The organism is Halomonas sp. AOP25-F1-15 (assembly GCF_052378675.1).
Lineage (GTDB): Bacteria > Pseudomonadota > Gammaproteobacteria > Pseudomonadales > Halomonadaceae > Vreelandella > Vreelandella casei.
The window spans coordinates 673,799-692,679 of the sequence record NZ_JBQSXV010000001.1 but is presented as its reverse complement, the minus strand read 5'-3'; the positions used below and the strand labels follow the sequence as shown (position 1 = coordinate 692,679).

The 18,881-nt window shown below is 53.2% G+C and carries 16 protein-coding genes; 6 read left to right on the top strand and 10 right to left on the bottom strand.

The features are described from left to right. Positions 1 to 18: 18 nt before the first annotated feature. Positions 19 to 720: an orotidine-5'-phosphate decarboxylase gene (pyrF, locus tag ACT3TF_RS03100; RefSeq protein WP_096279156.1), complete on the bottom strand. Its 702-nt coding sequence runs from the start codon at positions 718 to 720 to the stop codon at positions 19 to 21. Positions 721 to 999: 279 nt separating this feature from the next. Here pyrF and ACT3TF_RS03095 point away from each other — a divergent pair, with 279 nt between their 5' ends. After that, complete coding sequence (locus tag ACT3TF_RS03095) at positions 1,000 to 1,284, top strand: ComEA family DNA-binding protein (RefSeq protein ID WP_096279154.1); 285 nt, start codon at positions 1,000 to 1,002, stop codon at positions 1,282 to 1,284. 124 nt (positions 1,285 to 1,408) lie between these two features. On the opposite strand, the gene ACT3TF_RS03090 is transcribed toward ACT3TF_RS03095, so the two are convergent. The 6 genes from ACT3TF_RS03090 to ACT3TF_RS03065 all read right to left on the bottom strand — a co-directional run bounded on the left by ACT3TF_RS03090 (position 1,409) and on the right by ACT3TF_RS03065 (position 9,829). Then, positions 1,409 to 2,905 (bottom strand): bifunctional 2-methylcitrate dehydratase/aconitate hydratase, encoded by a 1,497-nt coding sequence (locus ACT3TF_RS03090; RefSeq protein WP_444671550.1) that lies wholly within the window; start codon positions 2,903 to 2,905, stop codon positions 1,409 to 1,411. A 38-nt stretch (positions 2,906 to 2,943) separates the two neighbouring features. Continuing rightward, complete coding sequence (prpF, locus tag ACT3TF_RS03085; protein WP_444671549.1) at positions 2,944 to 4,122, bottom strand: 2-methylaconitate cis-trans isomerase PrpF; 1,179 nt, start codon at positions 4,120 to 4,122, stop codon at positions 2,944 to 2,946. Positions 4,123 to 4,140: 18 nt separating this feature from the next. After that, the gene (acnD, locus tag ACT3TF_RS03080; protein ID WP_444671548.1) at positions 4,141 to 6,750 is read right to left on the bottom strand and encodes a Fe/S-dependent 2-methylisocitrate dehydratase AcnD; all 2,610 of its coding nucleotides are present in this window, start codon (positions 6,748 to 6,750) and stop codon (positions 4,141 to 4,143) included. A 127-nt stretch (positions 6,751 to 6,877) separates the two neighbouring features. Then, positions 6,878 to 8,005, bottom strand: a complete 1,128-nt coding sequence (prpC, locus tag ACT3TF_RS03075; RefSeq protein WP_444671546.1) for a bifunctional 2-methylcitrate synthase/citrate synthase — start codon at positions 8,003 to 8,005, stop codon at positions 6,878 to 6,880. Positions 8,006 to 8,106: 101 nt separating this feature from the next. Then, positions 8,107 to 8,997: a methylisocitrate lyase gene (prpB, locus tag ACT3TF_RS03070; RefSeq protein WP_444671545.1), complete on the bottom strand. Its 891-nt coding sequence runs from the start codon at positions 8,995 to 8,997 to the stop codon at positions 8,107 to 8,109. A 43-nt stretch (positions 8,998 to 9,040) separates the two neighbouring features. Continuing rightward, positions 9,041 to 9,829 (bottom strand): GntR family transcriptional regulator, encoded by a 789-nt coding sequence (locus tag ACT3TF_RS03065; RefSeq protein ID WP_441684218.1) that lies wholly within the window; start codon positions 9,827 to 9,829, stop codon positions 9,041 to 9,043. 281 nt (positions 9,830 to 10,110) lie between these two features. Here ACT3TF_RS03065 and pabB point away from each other — a divergent pair, with 281 nt between their 5' ends. Beyond that, positions 10,111 to 11,466 (top strand): aminodeoxychorismate synthase component I, encoded by a 1,356-nt coding sequence (pabB, locus tag ACT3TF_RS03060; protein ID WP_444671544.1) that lies wholly within the window; start codon positions 10,111 to 10,113, stop codon positions 11,464 to 11,466. Between the two features lie 133 nt (positions 11,467 to 11,599). Next, the gene (locus tag ACT3TF_RS03055) at positions 11,600 to 12,220 is read left to right on the top strand and encodes a phosphoadenosine phosphosulfate reductase domain-containing protein (RefSeq protein WP_096279139.1); all 621 of its coding nucleotides are present in this window, start codon (positions 11,600 to 11,602) and stop codon (positions 12,218 to 12,220) included. 26 nt (positions 12,221 to 12,246) lie between these two features. Here ACT3TF_RS03055 and cysB read toward each other — a convergent pair whose 3' ends face one another. Beyond that, on the bottom strand, positions 12,247 to 13,221 hold the full coding sequence (gene cysB, locus ACT3TF_RS03050) for an HTH-type transcriptional regulator CysB (protein WP_444625370.1): 975 nt from the start codon (positions 13,219 to 13,221) through the stop codon (positions 12,247 to 12,249). A 362-nt stretch (positions 13,222 to 13,583) separates the two neighbouring features. Here cysB and trxA point away from each other — a divergent pair, with 362 nt between their 5' ends. Continuing rightward, positions 13,584 to 13,907: a thioredoxin gene (gene trxA, locus ACT3TF_RS03045; protein WP_096279135.1), complete on the top strand. Its 324-nt coding sequence runs from the start codon at positions 13,584 to 13,586 to the stop codon at positions 13,905 to 13,907. A 73-nt stretch (positions 13,908 to 13,980) separates the two neighbouring features. Here trxA and ACT3TF_RS03040 read toward each other — a convergent pair whose 3' ends face one another. Then, a complete protein-coding gene (locus ACT3TF_RS03040) occupies positions 13,981 to 15,084 on the bottom strand; it encodes an AI-2E family transporter (protein ID WP_441684221.1) in 1,104 nt (367 codons plus the stop codon). Between the two features lie 179 nt (positions 15,085 to 15,263). On the opposite strand from ACT3TF_RS03040, the gene ACT3TF_RS03035 reads away from it, so the two are divergent. Beyond that, a complete protein-coding gene (locus tag ACT3TF_RS03035; protein WP_441684222.1) occupies positions 15,264 to 16,121 on the top strand; it encodes an SIMPL domain-containing protein in 858 nt (285 codons plus the stop codon). Here ACT3TF_RS03035 and serS read toward each other — a convergent pair. Beyond that, complete coding sequence (gene serS / locus ACT3TF_RS03030) at positions 16,066 to 17,343, bottom strand: serine--tRNA ligase (RefSeq protein WP_444625367.1); 1,278 nt, start codon at positions 17,341 to 17,343, stop codon at positions 16,066 to 16,068. The genes ACT3TF_RS03035 and serS overlap by 56 nt on opposite strands. Before the next feature lie 227 nt (positions 17,344 to 17,570). On the opposite strand from serS, the gene ACT3TF_RS03025 reads away from it, so the two are divergent. Further along, positions 17,571 to 18,824, top strand: a complete 1,254-nt coding sequence (locus ACT3TF_RS03025) for a dicarboxylate/amino acid:cation symporter (RefSeq protein WP_444671543.1) — start codon at positions 17,571 to 17,573, stop codon at positions 18,822 to 18,824. Positions 18,825 to 18,881 lie beyond the last annotated feature (57 nt).

Genomic DNA, 18,881 nt, shown 5'->3' with positions numbered 1-18,881 from the left:
CTGTGCACTTGCTTTGACTTAGCGCTGACCCAACTCCTCTTCAACCATATGTAGCGCGGCCATAGGATCATCAGCTTGCGTGATAGGACGGCCGATAACCAAGTGCGTGCTGCCTGCTTCAATAGCTGCGCTAGGCGTCATGATCCGCTGCTGGTCATCAACCGATGCAAACGTAGGTCGAATGCCAGGCGTCACTTTCAAGAAGGCATCGCCGCACAGCGTTTGAATGTCAGCAGACTCCTGTGCCGAACACACAACACCTTGAAGGCCGCTGTGTTGCGCCAGCAGTGCTAAGCGCTCTACGTGCTCCTTGACCGAGATATTGATACCGATATCGGCCAAATCATCGGCCTGCATACTGGTTAATACAGTAACGGCAATCAGGTGAGTCGTTAAATGCTGTTGCTCTAAACGCTGGACGGCCGCTTCCATCATCCGCCGGCCACCGCTGGCGTGCACATTGACCATCCACACGCCCTGCTCCGCAGCCGCCTGTACGGCACTCGCCACGGTGTTAGGGATATCGTGAAACTTAAGATCCAGAAACACTTCAAAACCGCGCCCGTGTAGAGCATCAAGCACCGCAGGCCCACTGCGCGTAAACAGCTCTTTACCGACTTTCACCCGGCAGCGGGCAGGATCTAACTGGTCAGCCATGCACAAAGCAGCATCTAACGAGGGATAGTCTAGCGCAATAATAATCGGGGAATCAGTGGCCACAACGTTGCTCCAAATACGTTTTCAGCCATTATATCAGCCTCCCCCCTCTTCTCGCGCCCTGAGTTTGTAAGCCATTTGCCATATTCCCGTAGCGAAAAACTTACAACTGCTGTCACACATCGCTGACATAATCACTCAACATATAGCGCTAAGTTAACTATGGCGCGACGTTTATTGAGATGATATTTATTGTTTACAACGGTAAAGCTCTTTATTACATGGCGCCGGCACTATTTATTAAAAAATTTCATTAACAACCGTTATTAAAAGGATCACAAGATGAACATGACACTTAAAGGAATGTTAGTAGCACTACTGCTAAGCGTCAGTTTAGGACTTTCAAGCAACGTTCTAGCGCAGCAACTGGCCCCCATCAATGTTAACACTGCCGACGCTGAGCTGCTGGCAGAGCTGCCGGGCGTTGGCCCAAGCAGAGCAGAGGCCATCATTGAAGAACGTCAAGCCAGCGGTGCGTTTGATAGCGCGGACGACCTTACTCGCGTAAGCGGCATTGGATCAGCCACCGTTGATCGCATGCGCGACCAAGTAACCTTTGAAGATTGAAACAATAGTCCTGATGAACCTAGTTCTGATGAGCTAACTCTAATGAATCAGCTCTAATAAACTAGCCCTGATAAATAGCTGCCCGGTAGCGCCGAGACGCGCCGGGCATTATTGATAGCGGCACTTATATCATCCACGCATCCATAAACTTATGAACCGGCAGCTGCTCCAGCGCTATCTGATCGCTGCATAACTGCGCAATTTTATGGCAGCGATCTTTTGCAAACCGCGTCGCCAGGTGATGTTTAAACTTATCGATCAGTAGCGGCATCCCCTCTTCCCGCCGACGCCGATGGCCAACCGGGTATTCCACGGCAACGTTATCAGTTGCGCTTCCATCGGTGAAAAAAACCTGCACGGCGTTAGCGATCGAACGTTTTTCCGGATCATAATAATCGGCCGAATACTCAGGGTTCTCTTTTACCTGCATTTTACTGCGCAATTCATCAATCAACGGGTTCGCCACATGGAAACTATCTTCATAGTGTTCAGCACTAAGTGCGCCGAAGATAAGCGGGACTGCGGTCATGTATTGCAAGCAGTGATCACGATCCGCGGGATTAGCTAGCGTGCCGGTTTTGGAGATAATTCTAATCGCCGAGTCGTGCGTGGTAAGCACAATTTTATCAATATCGGCCAAGCGATTTTTAACCTGCGGGTGTAACGCCACGGCAGCCTCGCAAGCCGTTTGCGCGTGGAACTCGGCGGGAAAAGAAATCTTGAATAAGATATTTTCCATCACATAGCTGCCGAATTCGCGCTGAAACTGAAAACGCCGCTCAGCCGCTGGCTTCAGGCTTAGATCTTTATTGGCATGGCTAAACAGTACATCGTAGAAGCCCCATTGCGGTGCCGAGAGCACACTGGGAATGCCCATTTCACCCCGCAAGGCGATATCAGCCAAGCGTACGCCTCGCGAGGTAGCATCGCCGGCCGCCCAGCTTTTACGTGAACCCGCGTTCGGCGCATGACGATACGTTCGCAGACTTTGGCCATCGGCCCAGGCATGAGAAAGCGCTGAAAGCATCTGCTCTCGATTGGCTCCGGAAAGCTTGGCGGCCACCGCGGTAGACGCCACCTTCACTAACACCACGTGATCTAACCCCACGCGATTAAAGCTATTATCCAACGCCAACACGCCCTGTATCTCATGGGCCATGACCATGGCATTGAGCACATCGCGCATCACCAGGGCCGCTTCGCCTTGAGCAACCCGCCGCTGGGAAAGGTGATCGGCAACGGCGAGTATTGCGCCAAGGTTATCGGAAGGGTGACCCCACTCGGCGGCTAGCCAAGTGTCGTTGTAGTCCAACCAGCGGATAATACAGCCGATATCCCACGCTGCCTTAACCGGGTCTAAGCGTAGCGAGGTGCCCGGCACTCGAGATCCAAATGGCACCATAGTGCCTTCAACAATGGACCCCAGATGCTTCGTGCATTCAGGAAAGCGTAGCGCTAGCAGCCCACAACCTAGCGTGTCCATCAGGCAGTAACGCGCTGTTTCCAGGGCCTCAGAAGAGGCTACCTGATAATTCAATACGTAGTCGGCAATAGCCTGTAGCTCAGGATCATAGTCCGGGCGCTCATTGGCTTCGGATGTTGCGGGTGCTCTAGTGGACATAGTGCTCTCCTAATGGATAACCGCCTATTCAGTATGGCCTAAAAGCTGTCACCGGGAATTCTCACGACGCCCTCCATCAGTACCCGCGCGCTACGGCTCATGATGGCCTGATCAATCTGCCAGCGTCCGTCAACCAGATTGGCTTCAGCGCCAACACGCAAACTGCCCGAAGGATGGCCAAAGGTAACCGCCTGACGCTTATCACCTCCAGCGGCCAGATTAACCAGCGTGCCCTCAATGGCGGCAGCCGCCGCAATGGCCACCGCAGCGGTACCCATCATGGCATGGTGCAGCTTACCCATCGAGAACGCCCTCACCAGCAAGTCAATATCGGCGGCCTGCACAGGCTTCCCACTAGAGGAGACGTAATCTACAGGGGGCCCAATAAACGCCACTTTCGGCGTGTGCTGTCGATGGGCAGCTTCACTCACATCGTTGATCAGCCCCATACGTACGGCGCCGTAAGCACGAATGGCTTCAAACATTTTAAGCGCGCGGCTATCGCTATTAATCACATCCTGCAGCTCTGCCCCGGTATATCCAACGTCTGCCGCATTGATAAACACCGTAGGAATGCCTGCATTGATCAGCGTGGCTTTTAACTTGCCCACGCCTGGCACATCCAGATCATCAATAAGATTGCCCGTAGGAAAAATCGCCCCTTCACCATCAGCGGGGTCCATAAAGGCCACCGCAATTTCAGCAGCAGGGAAAGTCACGCCATCGAGTTCAAAGTCACCGGTTTCCTGCACCTGCCCATTCACAATAGGCACCTGAGACACGATAGTTTTCTGAATATTGGCCTGCCAAATTCGCACCTCAGCCAAACCGTTTTCTGGAATGCGGGCAGCCTCCACCAGGCCATTGGCAATCGCGAAGGGACCTACTGCCGCCGAAAGATTGCCGCAGTTGCCGCTCCAGTCAACCACCGGTTTATCGATTGAAACTTGCCCAAAGAGGTAGTCCACATCGTGCTCGGAAGACTCACTTTTAGATAGAATCACCGTTTTGCTGGTACTCGACGTTGCGCCTCCCATTCCATCAATTTGCTTTTCATAAGGGTCGGGACTGCCAATCACTCGCAGCAATAGCCGGTCCCGCTCGGGCCCGGCTTTCTGCGCCACGCTAGGTAAATCGCTGAGCTTAAAAAACACGCCTTTACTGGTGCCTCCACGCATGTAGGTCGCCGGTATTTTTATTTGTGGCGTACTGGCCATAATGCTATCTCCTAAAAGCTAAGCGGCAGTTGATTCAAGAAAGTCCTGGGCAAAGCGCTGTAAGACGCCGCCGGCGGTGTAAATCGATACTTCTTCCGCGGTATCTAGGCGACACTTCATCGCCACACGCTCGCTTTCACCATTTTTTCGATGAATGACCAGCGTGAGCATCGCACCGGGCGCTGCCGCTCCTTCGACATCAAATATTTCAGTGCCATCTAAACCCAGCGTCATACGCGTGGTGCCCGCTTCAAACTCCAGAGGCATTACGCCCATACCAATTAAATTAGTGCGGTGAATACGCTCAAAGCCTTCGGCGGCAATCGCTTCGACGCCCGCCAGCGCAACGCCTTTGGCCGCCCAATCCCGCGAAGACCCCTGCCCGTAATCCGCGCCGGCAATAATAATTAACGGCTGTTTGCGCGCCATATAGGTTTCGATGGCTTCCCACATGCGGGTCACCTCACCTTCGGGCTCAACTCGCGCCAGCGAACCCTGCTTTACGCTGCCATCAGCCGCGCGCACCATCTCATTAAACAGCTTAGGATTAGCGAAAGTGGCGCGCTGGGCGGTTAGATGATCACCGCGGTGAGTGGCGTAGGAATTGAAGTCTTCCTCAGGCAGGCCCATTTTGGCCAGATACTCGCCCGCAGCGCTGTTCAACTGAATAGCGTTAGAGGGCGACAGGTGATCGGTGGTGATATTGTCAGGCAAGATTGCCAATGGGCGCATGCCCTTAAGCGTGCGCTCTTTGGCCATGTTGCCCTCCCAATACGGCGGGCGGCGGATATAGGTGCTCTCAGGGCGCCAGTCGTAAAGCGGGCTCACCAGGGTACGGGCGCTTTTGTCCAGGTCAAACATGGGAATATAGGTCTGCCGGAACTGTTCGGGCTTCACCGCGGCCTTGACAATGGCGTCGATCTCTTCATCGGCCGGCCATATGTCTTTCAAGGTAACGGGATTACCTGCTTGGTCGATACCCAGCACATCCTTTTCGATATCAAAGCGTATTGTGCCCGCAATAGCGTAGGCGACGACCAGCGGCGGTGATGCTAAAAAAGCCTGCTGGGCATGAGGATGAATGCGACCATCGAAATTGCGGTTGCCGGAAAGAACGGCAGTCGCATAGAGGTCGCGATCAATAATTTCCTGCTGAATAGTCGGATCAAGCGCCCCGGACATCCCGTTGCAGGTGGTACAAGCGTAGGCAACGACGCCGAAGCCGAGAGTTTCCAGCTCACTCATTAAGCCAGCTTCTTCCAGGTACATCTTGACGGTTTTCGAGCCCGGCGCCAGCGATGACTTTACCCACGGCTTGCGCAATAAGCCCAGTCGATTGGCGTTGCGAGCAATCAGCCCTGCCGCCACCATGTTACGCGGGTTAGACGTATTGGTGCAGCTGGTGATAGCGGCGATAATAACCGCGCCATCAGGCATCTTGCCGGCTTTCTCTTCTTCACGTGCGGCATCAAGCCCTACGGCAATACCACGTTCAACAAGCTCTGAGGTGGGTAGGTGAGCGTGAGGATTAGACGGCCCCGCTAGGGTGCGATGTACAGAAGAAAGATCAAAGGTCAGCACTCGCTCGTAGGTAACGCCAGCTAGACTGTCTGCCCATAAGCCGGTGTGTTTGGCATAGGTTTCTACCAGCGCCACCTGATCATCTTCACGCCCGGTAAGCTTCAAATAATCGATGGTTTGGCCGTCGATATAGAACATCGCCGCCGTGGCACCGTACTCAGGCGTCATATTCGAAATTGTGGCGCGATCGCCCACGGTCAGCGCATCAGCCCCTTCGCCATAAAATTCTAAGTAGGCCCCCACTACCCGCTGTTTGCGCAGAAATTCGGTAATCGCCAGCACCATATCCGTGCCGGTTATACCCGGCTGCAGCTTACCGGTTAACTCTACGCCCACAATATCCGGTAGGCGCATCATGGATGCTCGACCCAGCATGACGCTTTCGGCCTCCAACCCACCTACACCCACTGAGATCACGCCCAGCGCATCCACCATCGGCGTGTGGCTGTCGGTGCCCACACAGGTATCTGGATAGGCAATGCCATCGCGGTTCTGCACCACCGGCGACATTTTTTCCAAATTAATCTGATGCATGATGCCATTACCCGGCGGGATGACATCGACATTTTCAAAGGCTGTCTTAGTCCAGTTAATAAAGTGGAAGCGATCGTCGTTACGACGATCTTCAATCGCTCTATTTTTTTCAAAGGCGCCTTCTTCTGATCCTGCGTGCTCCACTGCCAACGAGTGGTCAACAATTAGCTGTGTCGGTACAACGGGGTTCACCTTGGCGGGATCACCGCCCCTCTCGGCAATGGCATCGCGCAGCCCGGCTAAATCGACCAAGGCAGTCTGGCCGAGGATGTCATGGCAAACCACGCGGGCTGGGTACCAAGGAAAATCCAGGTCACTCTTGCGCTCAATCAACTGCTTGAGTGCATCGGTCAGTAGTTCAGGATTGCAGCGGCGTACCAGCTGCTCAGCCAGCACGCGGGAGGTATAAGGCAGCTGTGCATAGGCACCGGGCTGGATATCTTCAACCGCCTCGCGAGCATCAAAGAACTCAAGCTCGGTGCCAGGCAGCGGTTTTCGGTAATCGGTATTCATAGCAGACGCACTCATAGCAAGCGAGGGGAGAAAAAAACAACGCCGGCAGCCAAAGCTGCCGGACAGCTAGCCTGATATAGCTAGTTAATGTCGCTAGGTGAATGAACAGTAAGCTGAGCTTAGTCGACTAGCGACGTGCTTCAATCGGCACCCACTCACTCTTCTCAGGGCCCGTATAATCAGCGCTCGGACGGATTATGCGATTGTTAGCGCGCTGTTCAAACACGTGGGCCGCCCAGCCGGTGACGCGCGACATGACAAAAATCGGCGTGAACAGTTTGGTGGGAATATCCATAAAGTGATAAGCGCTAGCGTGGAAAAAATCAGCATTACAGAACAGCTTCTTCTCGCGCCACATCACCGCTTCAACACGCTCGGAAACGGCGTACAGGACATCATCGCCCACATCGTCAGAGAGCTTTTTCGACCAGTGCTTGATAATCGCGTTGCGAGGGTCAGACTCACGATAAATCGCATGCCCAAAGCCCATGATCTTGTCTTTGCGCTCAAGCATGCCCAGGATCTTAGTTTCCGCCTCTTCCGGCGACTGCCAATCCTCAATCATCGCCATGGCGGCTTCATTCGCACCGCCATGCAGCGGGCCACGCAGCGAACCAATCGCCCCGGTTACGCAGGAATGCATATCAGAAAGCGTTGAGGCACACACACGAGCCGTAAAGGTAGAGGCATTAAATTCATGCTCGGCATATAGAATCAGCGATACGTTCATTACTCGCGCATGCAGCTCAGAGGCCGGTTTACCGCGCAGCATATTGAGAAAATGACCGCCTACGGAGTTATCGTCGGTTTCAGTATCGATGCGCACGCCGTCGTGGGAGAAACGATACCAGTAGCAAATGATAGAGGGCAGCACCGCTAACAGGCGGTCTGAGACATCCTGCTGCTGATCGAAGCTCTCCTCGGTTTCCAGATTGCCCAGCATTGAGGTACCTGTGCGCATCACATCCATAGGATGCGCATCTTTGGGAATCTGCTCGAGCACGGTCTTAAGCGCATCGGGTAGCCCACGCAGGCTTTTCAGCTTGCTAATGTACTCACTCAGCTCGGCTTGCTTGGGCAGTTTTCCCTTTAGCAGCAGGTAAGCCACTTCTTCAAATTTGGCTTTTTCAGCCAGCTCTTTGATATCAAATCCACGGTAGGTCAGGCCCGAGCCTGTTTTACCTACCGTGCATAGCGCAGTACTGCCAGCGCTCTGACCACGTAGTCCTGCACCTGTCACGGGTTTATCAGCCATGGTGTGTCTCCTATCGCTACTTTTATTTTGAGAATTTTATGGAGGTATCTTGTGAGCGCGCAGTAAGCGATTACCTTGGGCTCACGACCCTGGTGTAACGCTTATTGGCCATCGCCTTGCTCAACGAATAACGCATCCAGCTTCTGCTCAAAATCGTGGTAATTCAGAAAATCGTAAAGCTCGTCGCGAGTCTGCATCAGTGGCACCACCTCTTTTTGGTGGCCGTTATCCAGAATACTTTGATACACCTGCAGCGCCGCCGCATTCATGGCGCGAAACGCAGAAAGTGGATAGAGCACCATGCGGCAGCCGACATCGCCCAGCTCCGTTTGCGTGAATAGCGGCGTGGCGCCGAACTCGGTGATATTGGCTAAAATGGGCGCGTTGACGCGTTCACAGAAAGCTTTGTAATCATCCAGCGTGTGTACCGCCTCAGCGAAGATCGCGTCAGCGCCGGCTTCAATACAGGCATTTGCGCGCTCAATGGCCGCATCCAGGCCCTCTTTTTGAAACGCATCGGTGCGCGCAATCAAATAAAAATTGGAATCGATTTTGGCATCGGCGGCAGCCTTGATGCGGTCCACCATTTCCTGCTGAGACACAATTGCCTTATTCGGGCGGTGACCACAGCGCTTCTGAGCGACCTGATCTTCCATGTGAATGGCAGCAACGCCTGCACGCTGCATCTCTTTAACCGTGCGCGCAATATTAAAAGCGCCTCCCCAGCCTGTATCGATGTCTACCAGCAGCGGCAGTTCAGTAGCGCCGCAGATCCGGTGAGCATCTTCGACCACGTCGTTCATGGTGGTCATACCCAGGTCTGGAAGGCCGAAAGAAGCATTAGCAACGCCACCACCGGAAAGATAAATCGCCTGGTGGCCCACTTTATCCGCCATCAGCGCAGTGTATGCATTGATGGTGCCTAAAATGGGCAGCGGGCGATTGGCTTCAAGCGCGGCGCGGAAACGAGCGCCGGGAGTCATCTGTAACATGGAACATTTCTCCTATTTAATGTGTCGTTATTGTTAGCTATTTTTAACGCTGCAATGTAGATGTGGACTGTTCTAGGGCTGCTGCATAGCGGTCAGCCACATTGGCTCGAGAAGCGCTTACATGGCGGCGCATCAGCAGCTCTGCTAGCTCCGCATCGCCTGCTTCGATAGCATCTACAATACGGTGGTGTTCCACAAAAGCGCGCTGCGGGCGGGTGCCGCTGGCACTAAACTGGGTGCGATACAGGCGCACTAAATAGTAGAGGTCATCGCACAGAAGGTTCATCAGCATTTTATTGTGGCTGCCCTGAACGATGCAGTAGTGAAAATCAAGGTCACCTTCACGTTGATAATAGGCCTCGCCTCGTTGCAGATCGGCTTGACCTTCATGTAGCGCCAACACATCACGCAAGCCTTGAACCTCTGCTGCTGACATATGCTCAGCGGCTAGCCTAGCGGCCATACTTTCCAACGCTTCGCGCAGATCAAAAAGCTCTAAAAGCTCTTTCATGGAAAGCTGAACCACGCGCGCGCCCACGTGAGGAACGCGTTCAATTAAACGGTGTGCCTCTAAGCGCCGCATCGCCTCGCGTAGCGGTCCGCGTGAGATACCGTAAGTTTTCGAAAGCCCGGGCTCGGTAATTTTACTGCCTGGTGCCAGTTCACCACGCACAATGGCATCCTGAAGCTGGTGAAATACCCGCTCTGCAAGGGTACGAACTTCCGGCAACGTTGCAGTTGAAGCGGCGATTGCGAAAGGAGCGCCCTGTTCGCCCGCCGTTTCAGATAGCGCAGCAGCGGCGGCAGAGGAATGAGAAGTAAGTGTTGCCATAGATAATTGTCGACAATTGAAAAGTAAACAAACTCTAGCGCGTGCAAACTGCACCGTCAACCAGGCGAGCCAGCCGATTTTATGCGTCTTTCGTCGTACAAATAGACTTATCCGAAACAGACTTGTCAACAATCGCGCCATTTTAAACACACTACCGTGACACCGCCTTTTTTGCTTGAACTCGCCAGTGCGTGAAAAAGGCGTCGAAGCCTAGCGCTGGCGTCATTTGGCAAGCCCCTCTAAAATGTCACGCCCCTCTTAACTGGTTAGGCGTTTGCTTCATGATCAAGGCATTAACGATTACTGCCCTGCCCTATTCGACCGACCCTTTAGGTGCATTCGCCTGCCTGCGCAAACGCCCTAGCGCCGTTCTGCTCGATAGCGGCCGACCTATCGCCAGCGGCCGCTTCGACATTCTTAGCAGCGACCCCCTCGCCACCCTTGAAGTGAGCGGCGATGGCATAGTGAGCGTGGAATCCAACCAGCTTAGCCCTCCGGCTCAGTTGGCCAACGATGCGTTCGCACATCAGCAGTGGCTATTAGATCAGCTTGCAATCCCTAATCAGCCTAGTGAGCTACCTTTCCTGGGTGGCCTGATTGGCTACTGGAGCTATGACTTAGGCCGTAATACGCTGTCTATCTCGGGCCTGAAAGCCAGCGCTGTATCACTACCCCAGGCGCGCCTAGGGCTTTACGACTGGTGCATCACGTTTGACCACGTAGCCCAACAGGCATGGTTAATAGCCACACCAGAGCGCCGTAAGGAAGTAGAAAGCTGGCTTGCTCAAGAGCCAATGCAAGACAGCGTTTTTACATTGAGCAGCACATTTAAGGCTGAGCAGAGCCATGCCGAGTACGTCACGCGCTTTGATGCCGTTCAGCGCTATATTCGCGCAGGCGACTGCTATCAAATCAATCTGGCTCAGCGCTTTTATGCTGACTATCAAGGGGATGAATGGCAGGCGTACCTTTTGTTGCGAAAAGCAACACCAACGCCTTTTTCAGGCTTTATGACCTGGAATGACAAAGCCGTGCTGTCACTTTCGCCTGAACGCTTTATTCAAAGCCGCGATGGTCAAGTGGAAACACGCCCGATTAAGGGCACTCGTCCTCGTGGTCAAACGCCTGACGAGGATAAGGCGCTAGCTGAGCAGCTTCTGAGCAGCCGCAAAGATCGCGCTGAAAATGTCATGATTGTCGATCTACTCCGCAACGACCTAGGCCGCGTGTGTCTACCAGGCTCTATTCGCGTGCCGCAACTATGTCATTTAGAGAGCTATCCTAACGTTCACCATTTGGTCAGCGTGGTGCAGGGAACGTTAGCCGATGACTGTAACCCTCTGACGCTGCTCAAAGCCGCCTTTCCCGGTGGCTCAATTACCGGCGCACCGAAAATTCGCGCCATGCAAATCATCGACGAGTTAGAGCCCTGCAAGAGAAGCGTCTACTGTGGCAGCTTGGGCTACGTGGATGTGCGCGGCAGCATGGATACGTCTATCGCTATCCGCACAATGGTGGCAGAGGCTGGGAAACTACACGTATGGGGTGGTGGAGGATTAGTGGCCGACTCTCAAGCCGACGAGGAGTATACCGAGACCTTGGATAAAATCCGTCACCTCATCGAGGCTTTGGAATAAGCAACGCAAATAAAATATCAAAAAGGAATATAAAAGCCTAACCAAACGGTATTGGGGGAACCTGACTTGAATTTGATAGCCTAGCGGCTGATGAGCTTAGCAGCGATGACTCTACACCTGAATAGGAGGCCATATGTCCTCAGAGCTTGAAGCGATTAACCGCGACTTCGCCAATAACCCCCAAGGGCTAATTGAATGGGCGCTGTCCCAGGGCGCGCGACCTATCTGCACCACTAACTTTCGCCCCTTTGAGGCGGTGATTCTGCATATGGTAAGCCAGGTGCGCCCCGACATTCCTATCGTATGGATGGACAGCGGCTATAACACCGAGGCCACGTACCAATTTGCCGATACGGTTATCCAACAGCTCGATTTAAAGGTTATTAGCTTTTTACCTCGCCGTACCCGCGCCCATCGCGAAGCGTTGGATGGCCCCATGCCGGGCATAGATGACTCGCGCCACGCGGTCTTTACGCAAGAAGTAAAACTTGAGCCCTTCGAGCGCGCACTGAGTGAAATGCAGCCCGACGTATGGTTCACCGCGCTACGCGCTGAAGATACCCCTGAGCGCGCTAAAATGCAGCCGGTCAGCCGTAACAGCGATGGCCTATTGAAAGTGGCCCCGCTGCTGCAGTGGAGTGCAAAGGACATGTACCAGTATCTAGAAGCGCATGGCCTACCCAACAACTTCGATTACTTCGACCCGACCAAGGTTGAAGAGAAGCGCGAATGCGGACTGCACTTACAGCATTAGTATTCACAGAATAAATACTTACAGCATTAATACTCAGGCAGGTCTATGTCATCAAACAAAGATTGTTCATGACGTGGACCTGCCGTTAACGCTTCATCGACGAGATCACGGGTTAAATGCGGCGCAAAGCGCTGTAAAAAGTCATACATGTAGCCACGCATAAACGTACCGCGACGAATGCCGATTTTGGTTGTAGAGCTGGCGAATAAGTGGCTGGCATCCAGGGCGACAAGATCAGTATCAATCGCCTCATCGACCGCCATATGGGCCACTATTCCGACCCCCATTCCCAACCGCACATAGGTTTTAATCACGTCGGCATCTGCCGCCGTCAGCACAACATTGGGCGAGAGCCCTTTAGCTTTAAAGGCATCGTCTAGCTGCGAGCGTCCGGTAAAGCCAAAAACGTAAGTGACCAACGGGTGCTCAGCCAACGCTTCAAGCGTTAAAGCCCCCTGGTGGGTTGCTAACGGATGGCCTTTAGGTACCAGTACACAGCGATTCCAGCGATAACACGGCAGCAGCACTAAGTCGGTAAACAGCTCTAATGACTCAGTGGCAATAGCAAAATCTGCCTGCCCTTCACTGACCATTTGCGCGATCTGTTTCGGATTACCCTGCTGCATATGCAGTGCCACATCAGGATACTTTAAAGTGAATTCGCTGATAATCGGCGGCAATGCATAGCGCGCCTGGGTATGCGTCGTCGCGATTGCCAAGCTTCCCCGACGCTCATCGCTATGCTCTTGGGCCACCTGCTTGATATTATCCGTGAGGCGCAGAACTTGGCCAGCCAGATCAATAATCGACTGCCCGCCCGATGTCACTCGTGTCAGGTGCTTACCGCTACGGGCAAAAATCTCCACACCTAACTCGTCTTCTAATAAACGAATTTGTTTAGAGATACCTGGCTGTGAGGTAAATAGGCTTTGTGCTGTGGCTGAGACGTTCAGGTTATGCCGACTGACTTCCCAGATATAGCGGAGCTGTTGTAGCTTCATATCCTCACCTTATTTGTTGTCTATACAGACCATGCCTGGGCGTTCATTCTGACCCTGCAGCGGCGATGCGTTCAGTCATCGCCTTGGCGACAGCGCCCTACATAATACCAGATAGAATAAAAAACACATTGATAATACTTTTATAGTATAAAAAAATCGCCTGACAGGCACTCATTAATTTCTACTTTTGTGATCATTTACCGCACAGGAAATTTGCCAGCAACCTTCGCGAACGCTAACATCTGCCCACGATTATCGTGATAAACAGGAAGCGCTGTGAAAGAGCGCCAATTGATCGCGTAATGACCGTTGCTCCATTTGAGGCAACGAAACAGTAAGAGCAACGCAAACGGGAGAATCAAATGGCTAATAATGTTGATGTCACCAACGCCAATTTTGAGCAAGAAGTCCTCAACGCTGAACAGCCTGTGCTGATGAAATTCTGGGCGCCGTGGTGTGGGCCGTGCAAAGTGATGGCCCCGGTCGTTGATGAAGTGGCTGCTGAACGTCAAGACAGCCTGAAAGTGGTCAGTGTCAATGTCGACGACGCACCTGAAATTGCCGCTGAGCAAGGTGTGCGCGGCGTTCCTACCGTCATGCTTTTCAAATCTGGCACCAAAGTTGCTTCATTAGTTGGCGCACAATCCAAATCACAACTGACGCAGTTCATTGAACAAAACGCTTAATGAATGCGCCTAGCACGTGAAACCGCCGCCGACCTAGTCGGCGGTAGTCATTCTCTTCCCCTCGCGCTTTACGCTATTTTTCACGTTTCCATGGCGGCAGCCGTGCATCGCTAACCCTAGTATCTTTTAAACGACGCTTTCCAGGCCCTAATAAGCGCGCCATCCATCGGGTTTGCGGATGACTATCCAGCGCGATCTTCAATGTCATCGTAAGCACCACTGAGAGCAGCATCCCCGCAGCACCAAAGATCCAGCCCCATACTACCAGTGATAAAAATGCGACAAAGGTAGAAAGCCCCAACGCCTGCCCCATCACCCGCGGCTCAATCAAGTTGCCAAGTACAAAGTTGATGACCAAGTAAGCCGAGGCTAAAAGCATTGCCTGAAAAGCACCGCCATCTTGAGCAACCAGCAGCAAGAGTACCGGCGGGATAGCCGCTAGCGCAGAACCGATATTCGGAATGAAGTTTAGGGCAAAGGCCAATACCCCCCACAGCAATGCAAACTCGACGCCAATGATGACGCATGAAAGCCAAACCAGCACCCCAGTGGTCAGGCTAATCGCGGTTTTGACCGCTAAGTAACGCTTTAACGTTAAGCTAAATTCGCTGAATCGCTTTAAGCTCGGGGCAGGATTTTCAAGCGCTCGCGAGATTTTATCGCGAAAATTGAGCGTCTCAAACAGCATAAAGATGACTAGTAATCCGACGATACAGCTTTGCATGAAGAGATTGCCTATCTCTCCTAGCAAGGTTGGCACCCAAGAGTCTTCATCATCCATGGCAAACATTGAGTTCACCTGATCTGGATTAACGGCCATACCGTGCGCAGACAGTGCATTAAGCAAATTCCAATACTGCTCGTAGAGCCGAGACTCAATATCCGGCAACGCGGCCAAAAAAGTGCTAAAACTATTCACCACCAGCAAGCCGATAAGCGAAAGAAACCCCAACATCACCATTAAGGTGAGAAAAGCCGATAAGCGCAAACTCAAGCCACAGCGGTGTAGCCATTGCACCGGAGAGGTACATACGACGGCAATAAATATTGCCAGCAGCAGTGGCACCAGCAAATCAGACCCAACCTTCATTCCCGCAACGATCACTACCAGCGAGGCGAGTGCCAAGGTGGCATGAAGCGGAACCGTACGATAATCCTCGTCCGATAATTTCGACATAAACCCATCCCTAGACTGTTGTCATATTCATAGTGATTACCAGCACGATAATGCACTAACCGTGCAAGCAATAAGCAACTGTTTTGCATCCATTCTTCAGCACTGAACTTTCCTTTCCAATGCGTTTCCAAGCATTGAAGATAATTAACATTAGCCTACCGACAGCAAGGACATTTCATATGATAGCGACATCCCTACGAACTCAACGATTTGCTTCTAATCGGCTGCGTTACAGCCTGCTAGGCGGTGCTCTAGTGGCACTGCTTAGCGCACCTCTTGCTCAAGCATCGCCCCCTCACCAAGCGCCACCCAGCCTGCATGTGCAGGCACAGTCATGGGTTGAGGTAGAACCTGACAAAGCGACGCTTAATGCTCGACTATGGGAAAATACTCCCGCGCTTTCCACTCTAGAAGAAAGTGATAGTAGCGCACTAACCGATGCACGTGAGCGCCTGGAGACCCGCGCCCGCGAATTAATTGAGCAGATGGAAGCGACCGGCCTCGAACGCAGCGCCATCAATGCAGGCTCATTAAATGTCTATCCCGAGCACGTTCAAGGGCAGCGTAACGAAGACGGCGAGCATGAAACCTTGCAGCGCACTCGCCTTGAACGCCCGGTCACCGTTGAGCTAACGGACCTAGATCAGTTAAGCGAAGTGTTAGACGCACTGATCGCTGCTGGCGTCAACGCGCTAGATGGCGTTCAGTTCGATTTACAGGACCGCGACTCAGCCACTGACGAAGCGTTGGTTAAAGCCCTTGAAAAAGCTCAGCATAAAGCGAACCTAATGGCAGGTAGCTTAGATGCCGAACTTGACCACGTGCAGCGCATTGAAGAAACCCAGTCACCGATTTTCCAACCGCGCATGATGATGATGCGTGCTGAAAGTGCTTCTGCCGATGCTAGCCAATCCGGCGGCGCCAGTGACTACAGCCCCGGCACCATCCGTATTGATGCCGGCGTTAGCGTTGAGTGGGCGCTTAAAGGGCCAGACGCTCCAAACCGCCAAGGTAGCGACGTAGCGGCTCAGGAATAATTACCGAGCCATCCGCCTGCTGGTGGTTTTCAAGCACCGCCAGCAGGCAGCGCCCTACTGCCAACCCTGAACCGTTCAACGTATGTAGCAACTGCGGCTTCTTCGAATCTGGATGGCGATAACGCGCCTGCATGCGCCGCGCCTGAAAATCCTCGCAGTTTGAGATCGAAGAAATCTCCCGATACGTTTCCTGACTCGGCAGCCACACCTCTAAATCGTAGGTTTTCGTCGCACCAAACCCCATATCCCCGGTACACAGCGTTACCACACGATACGGCAATGCTAGCGCCTGTAAGATAGCCTCGGCGTGGCCACGCATCTCTTCAAGTGCCGTATAGCTGTTCTCAGGTTCTACAATCTGAACCATTTCAACTTTATCGAATTGATGCTGACGAATCATGCCGCGAGTATCGCGACCGTGCGAGCCTGCTTCAGCGCGAAAACACGGCGTATGCGCCGTAAGCTTCATCGGCAGTGCCGCCTGCTCAACAATTTCATCGCGAACGAAGTTCGTCAGCGGTACTTCTGAGGTAGGAATTAAATGATACCCGCGCTCATCATCCAGCTTAAATAGGTCTTCGCCAAACTTAGGCAACTGACCGGTCCCCATCAGCGAATCGCGGTTCACCATATACGGCACATAGCACTCTTCGTAACCGTGCTGCTCCGTTTGGGTGTCCAGCATAAACTGCGCTAATGCACGGTGCAGCCGCGCGATAGGCCCACGCATCACTGCAAAGCGAGCACCGGTAATCTTAGCCGCCAGTTCAAAATCGAGATAACCCGACTGCTTACCCAAATCAACGTGATCTAAAACGGTAAAATCAAATTCGCGGGGCGTACCCCAGCGGTGCAGTTCAACGTTATCGTCTTCGTTCTTACCTTCCGGCACGCTGTCATGTGGCAGGTTGGGAATACCGCTAATCGCATCATCCCATTCGGCCTGCACAGCGGCCAGCTCTAGCTTGGCAGCGTCCAAACGATCGCCTAAATCGCTGACCTCATCCAGCAGCGGCTGAATATCTTCACCGCTTGCCTTCGCTTTACCAATCGCTTTAGAGCGCGTATTACGCTCGCTTTGCAACAGCTCGGTTTGCGTTTGCAGCTCGCGGCGGCGCGACTCCAACGCCTGCAGCCCCGCTTTATCAAGCACAAAGCCCCGGCGGGCCAGTTGTTGAGCAACCGTGTCAAGATCACCGCGCAGCAGTTTCGGATCGAGCATGAATCCTGTCCCTTGGCCTGAAAATAATAAGAGCATCGCGCTAACGCGCGTGCATAAAGGCGCCTATTGTAGGCAAAAGCGCGGCAAGGAGCCATGACTGGTAGCATCAGGCTCGTGTTTAGCTCCACGTCCGCGCCCCATCATTTCCCAAAAGTGATAAAGTGCCCGGCGATTCGACTGGCGAATCACCTAAGGATAGGCCTTTACACTTTGATAGGAGGTGGGCAGTGCCAGAAACAACACAGCAAGGAAAATTTGCCTGGTGGCGAAGAATAGCCTTATGGAAAAAGATCTTGGCCGGCTTAGCGCTAGGCATTCTAGCGGGGGCTATGCTGGGCGAGACCGCCAGCGTATTTAAGCCACTCGGCGATATTTTCATCAACGCGATTATGATGCTGATTGTGCCGCTGGTGTTTTCTACGCTGGTGGTGGGCATTACCTCGATGCGCGACCCGCAGAAAATGGGTCGCATTGGTGCCCGGACGATTACGCTCTATTTGATCACCACGGCCTTTGCCATCAGCATCGGTATGCTGTTGTCTACTTTGCTGCAGCCGGGGGTAGGCGTCAACTTAAGCTTCGATAGCGAAGTTGCTGCAAACGAAGCTCCGTCGCTGATCTCTATTCTGGTTGATTTAGTGCCACGCAATCCGCTGGACGCCCTGGCCAACGGCAACATTATGCAGATCATTGTGTTTGCCATTGGCCTGGGTATTTCACTGACGCTCATTGGCGATAAAGGCGAGCCGGTGATGAAGGTGTTCGACAGCTTCGCCGAAGCCATGTACAAGCTCACGGGTATTGTGATGGCCTTTGCACCCTTTGGCGTATTTGGCTTGATCGCGCACGTCTCGGGCCAATACGGCTTAGAGATACTGCTGCCGCTGGCCAAGCTGATTGGCGTCGCGTATCTCGCCAGCATCCTCCACGTCCTGCTGATCTACTCCGGCTTTATCTATCTGATTGGGCGCTTAAACCCCATGCGTTACTTGCAGGGTAGCCTGGACGCTATTGTGGTGGCATTTTCGTCCGCTTCTTCTGCCGGCAGCCTGCCCATATCTATCCGCTGTGCGCAGAAAAACCTTGGCGTTTCCGAAGGTGTTTCGGGGTTTGTGCTACCGGTAGGCGCCACCATCAATATGGATGGCACAGCGCTTTACCAAGGCGTGGTGGTGCTGTTTATCGCCCAGATGACCGGTACTGATTTGAGCATGATGGACTACGGTATGATTGTTGCCACCGGCACGCTGGCCTCGATTGGCACCGCGGGCGTACCGGGTGCTGGCTTAATTATGCTCTCAATTGTCATGGCGCAGGTTGGCCTGCCGCTAGAAGCGATCGCGGTCGTCGCAGGGATTGACCGCATTCTTGATATGGCGCGCACCAGTGTCAATGTCGCCGGTGATTTAATGGTAACAACCCTAGTAGGTAAGAGCGAAGGTGAGCTCAACGAAACCGTCTATAACGCCCGCCAGACCTAACACGGGCCGTTATTCATCAAAACGTCCGCCTGCTGCGCTTTGCAGCAGGCGGCGGAT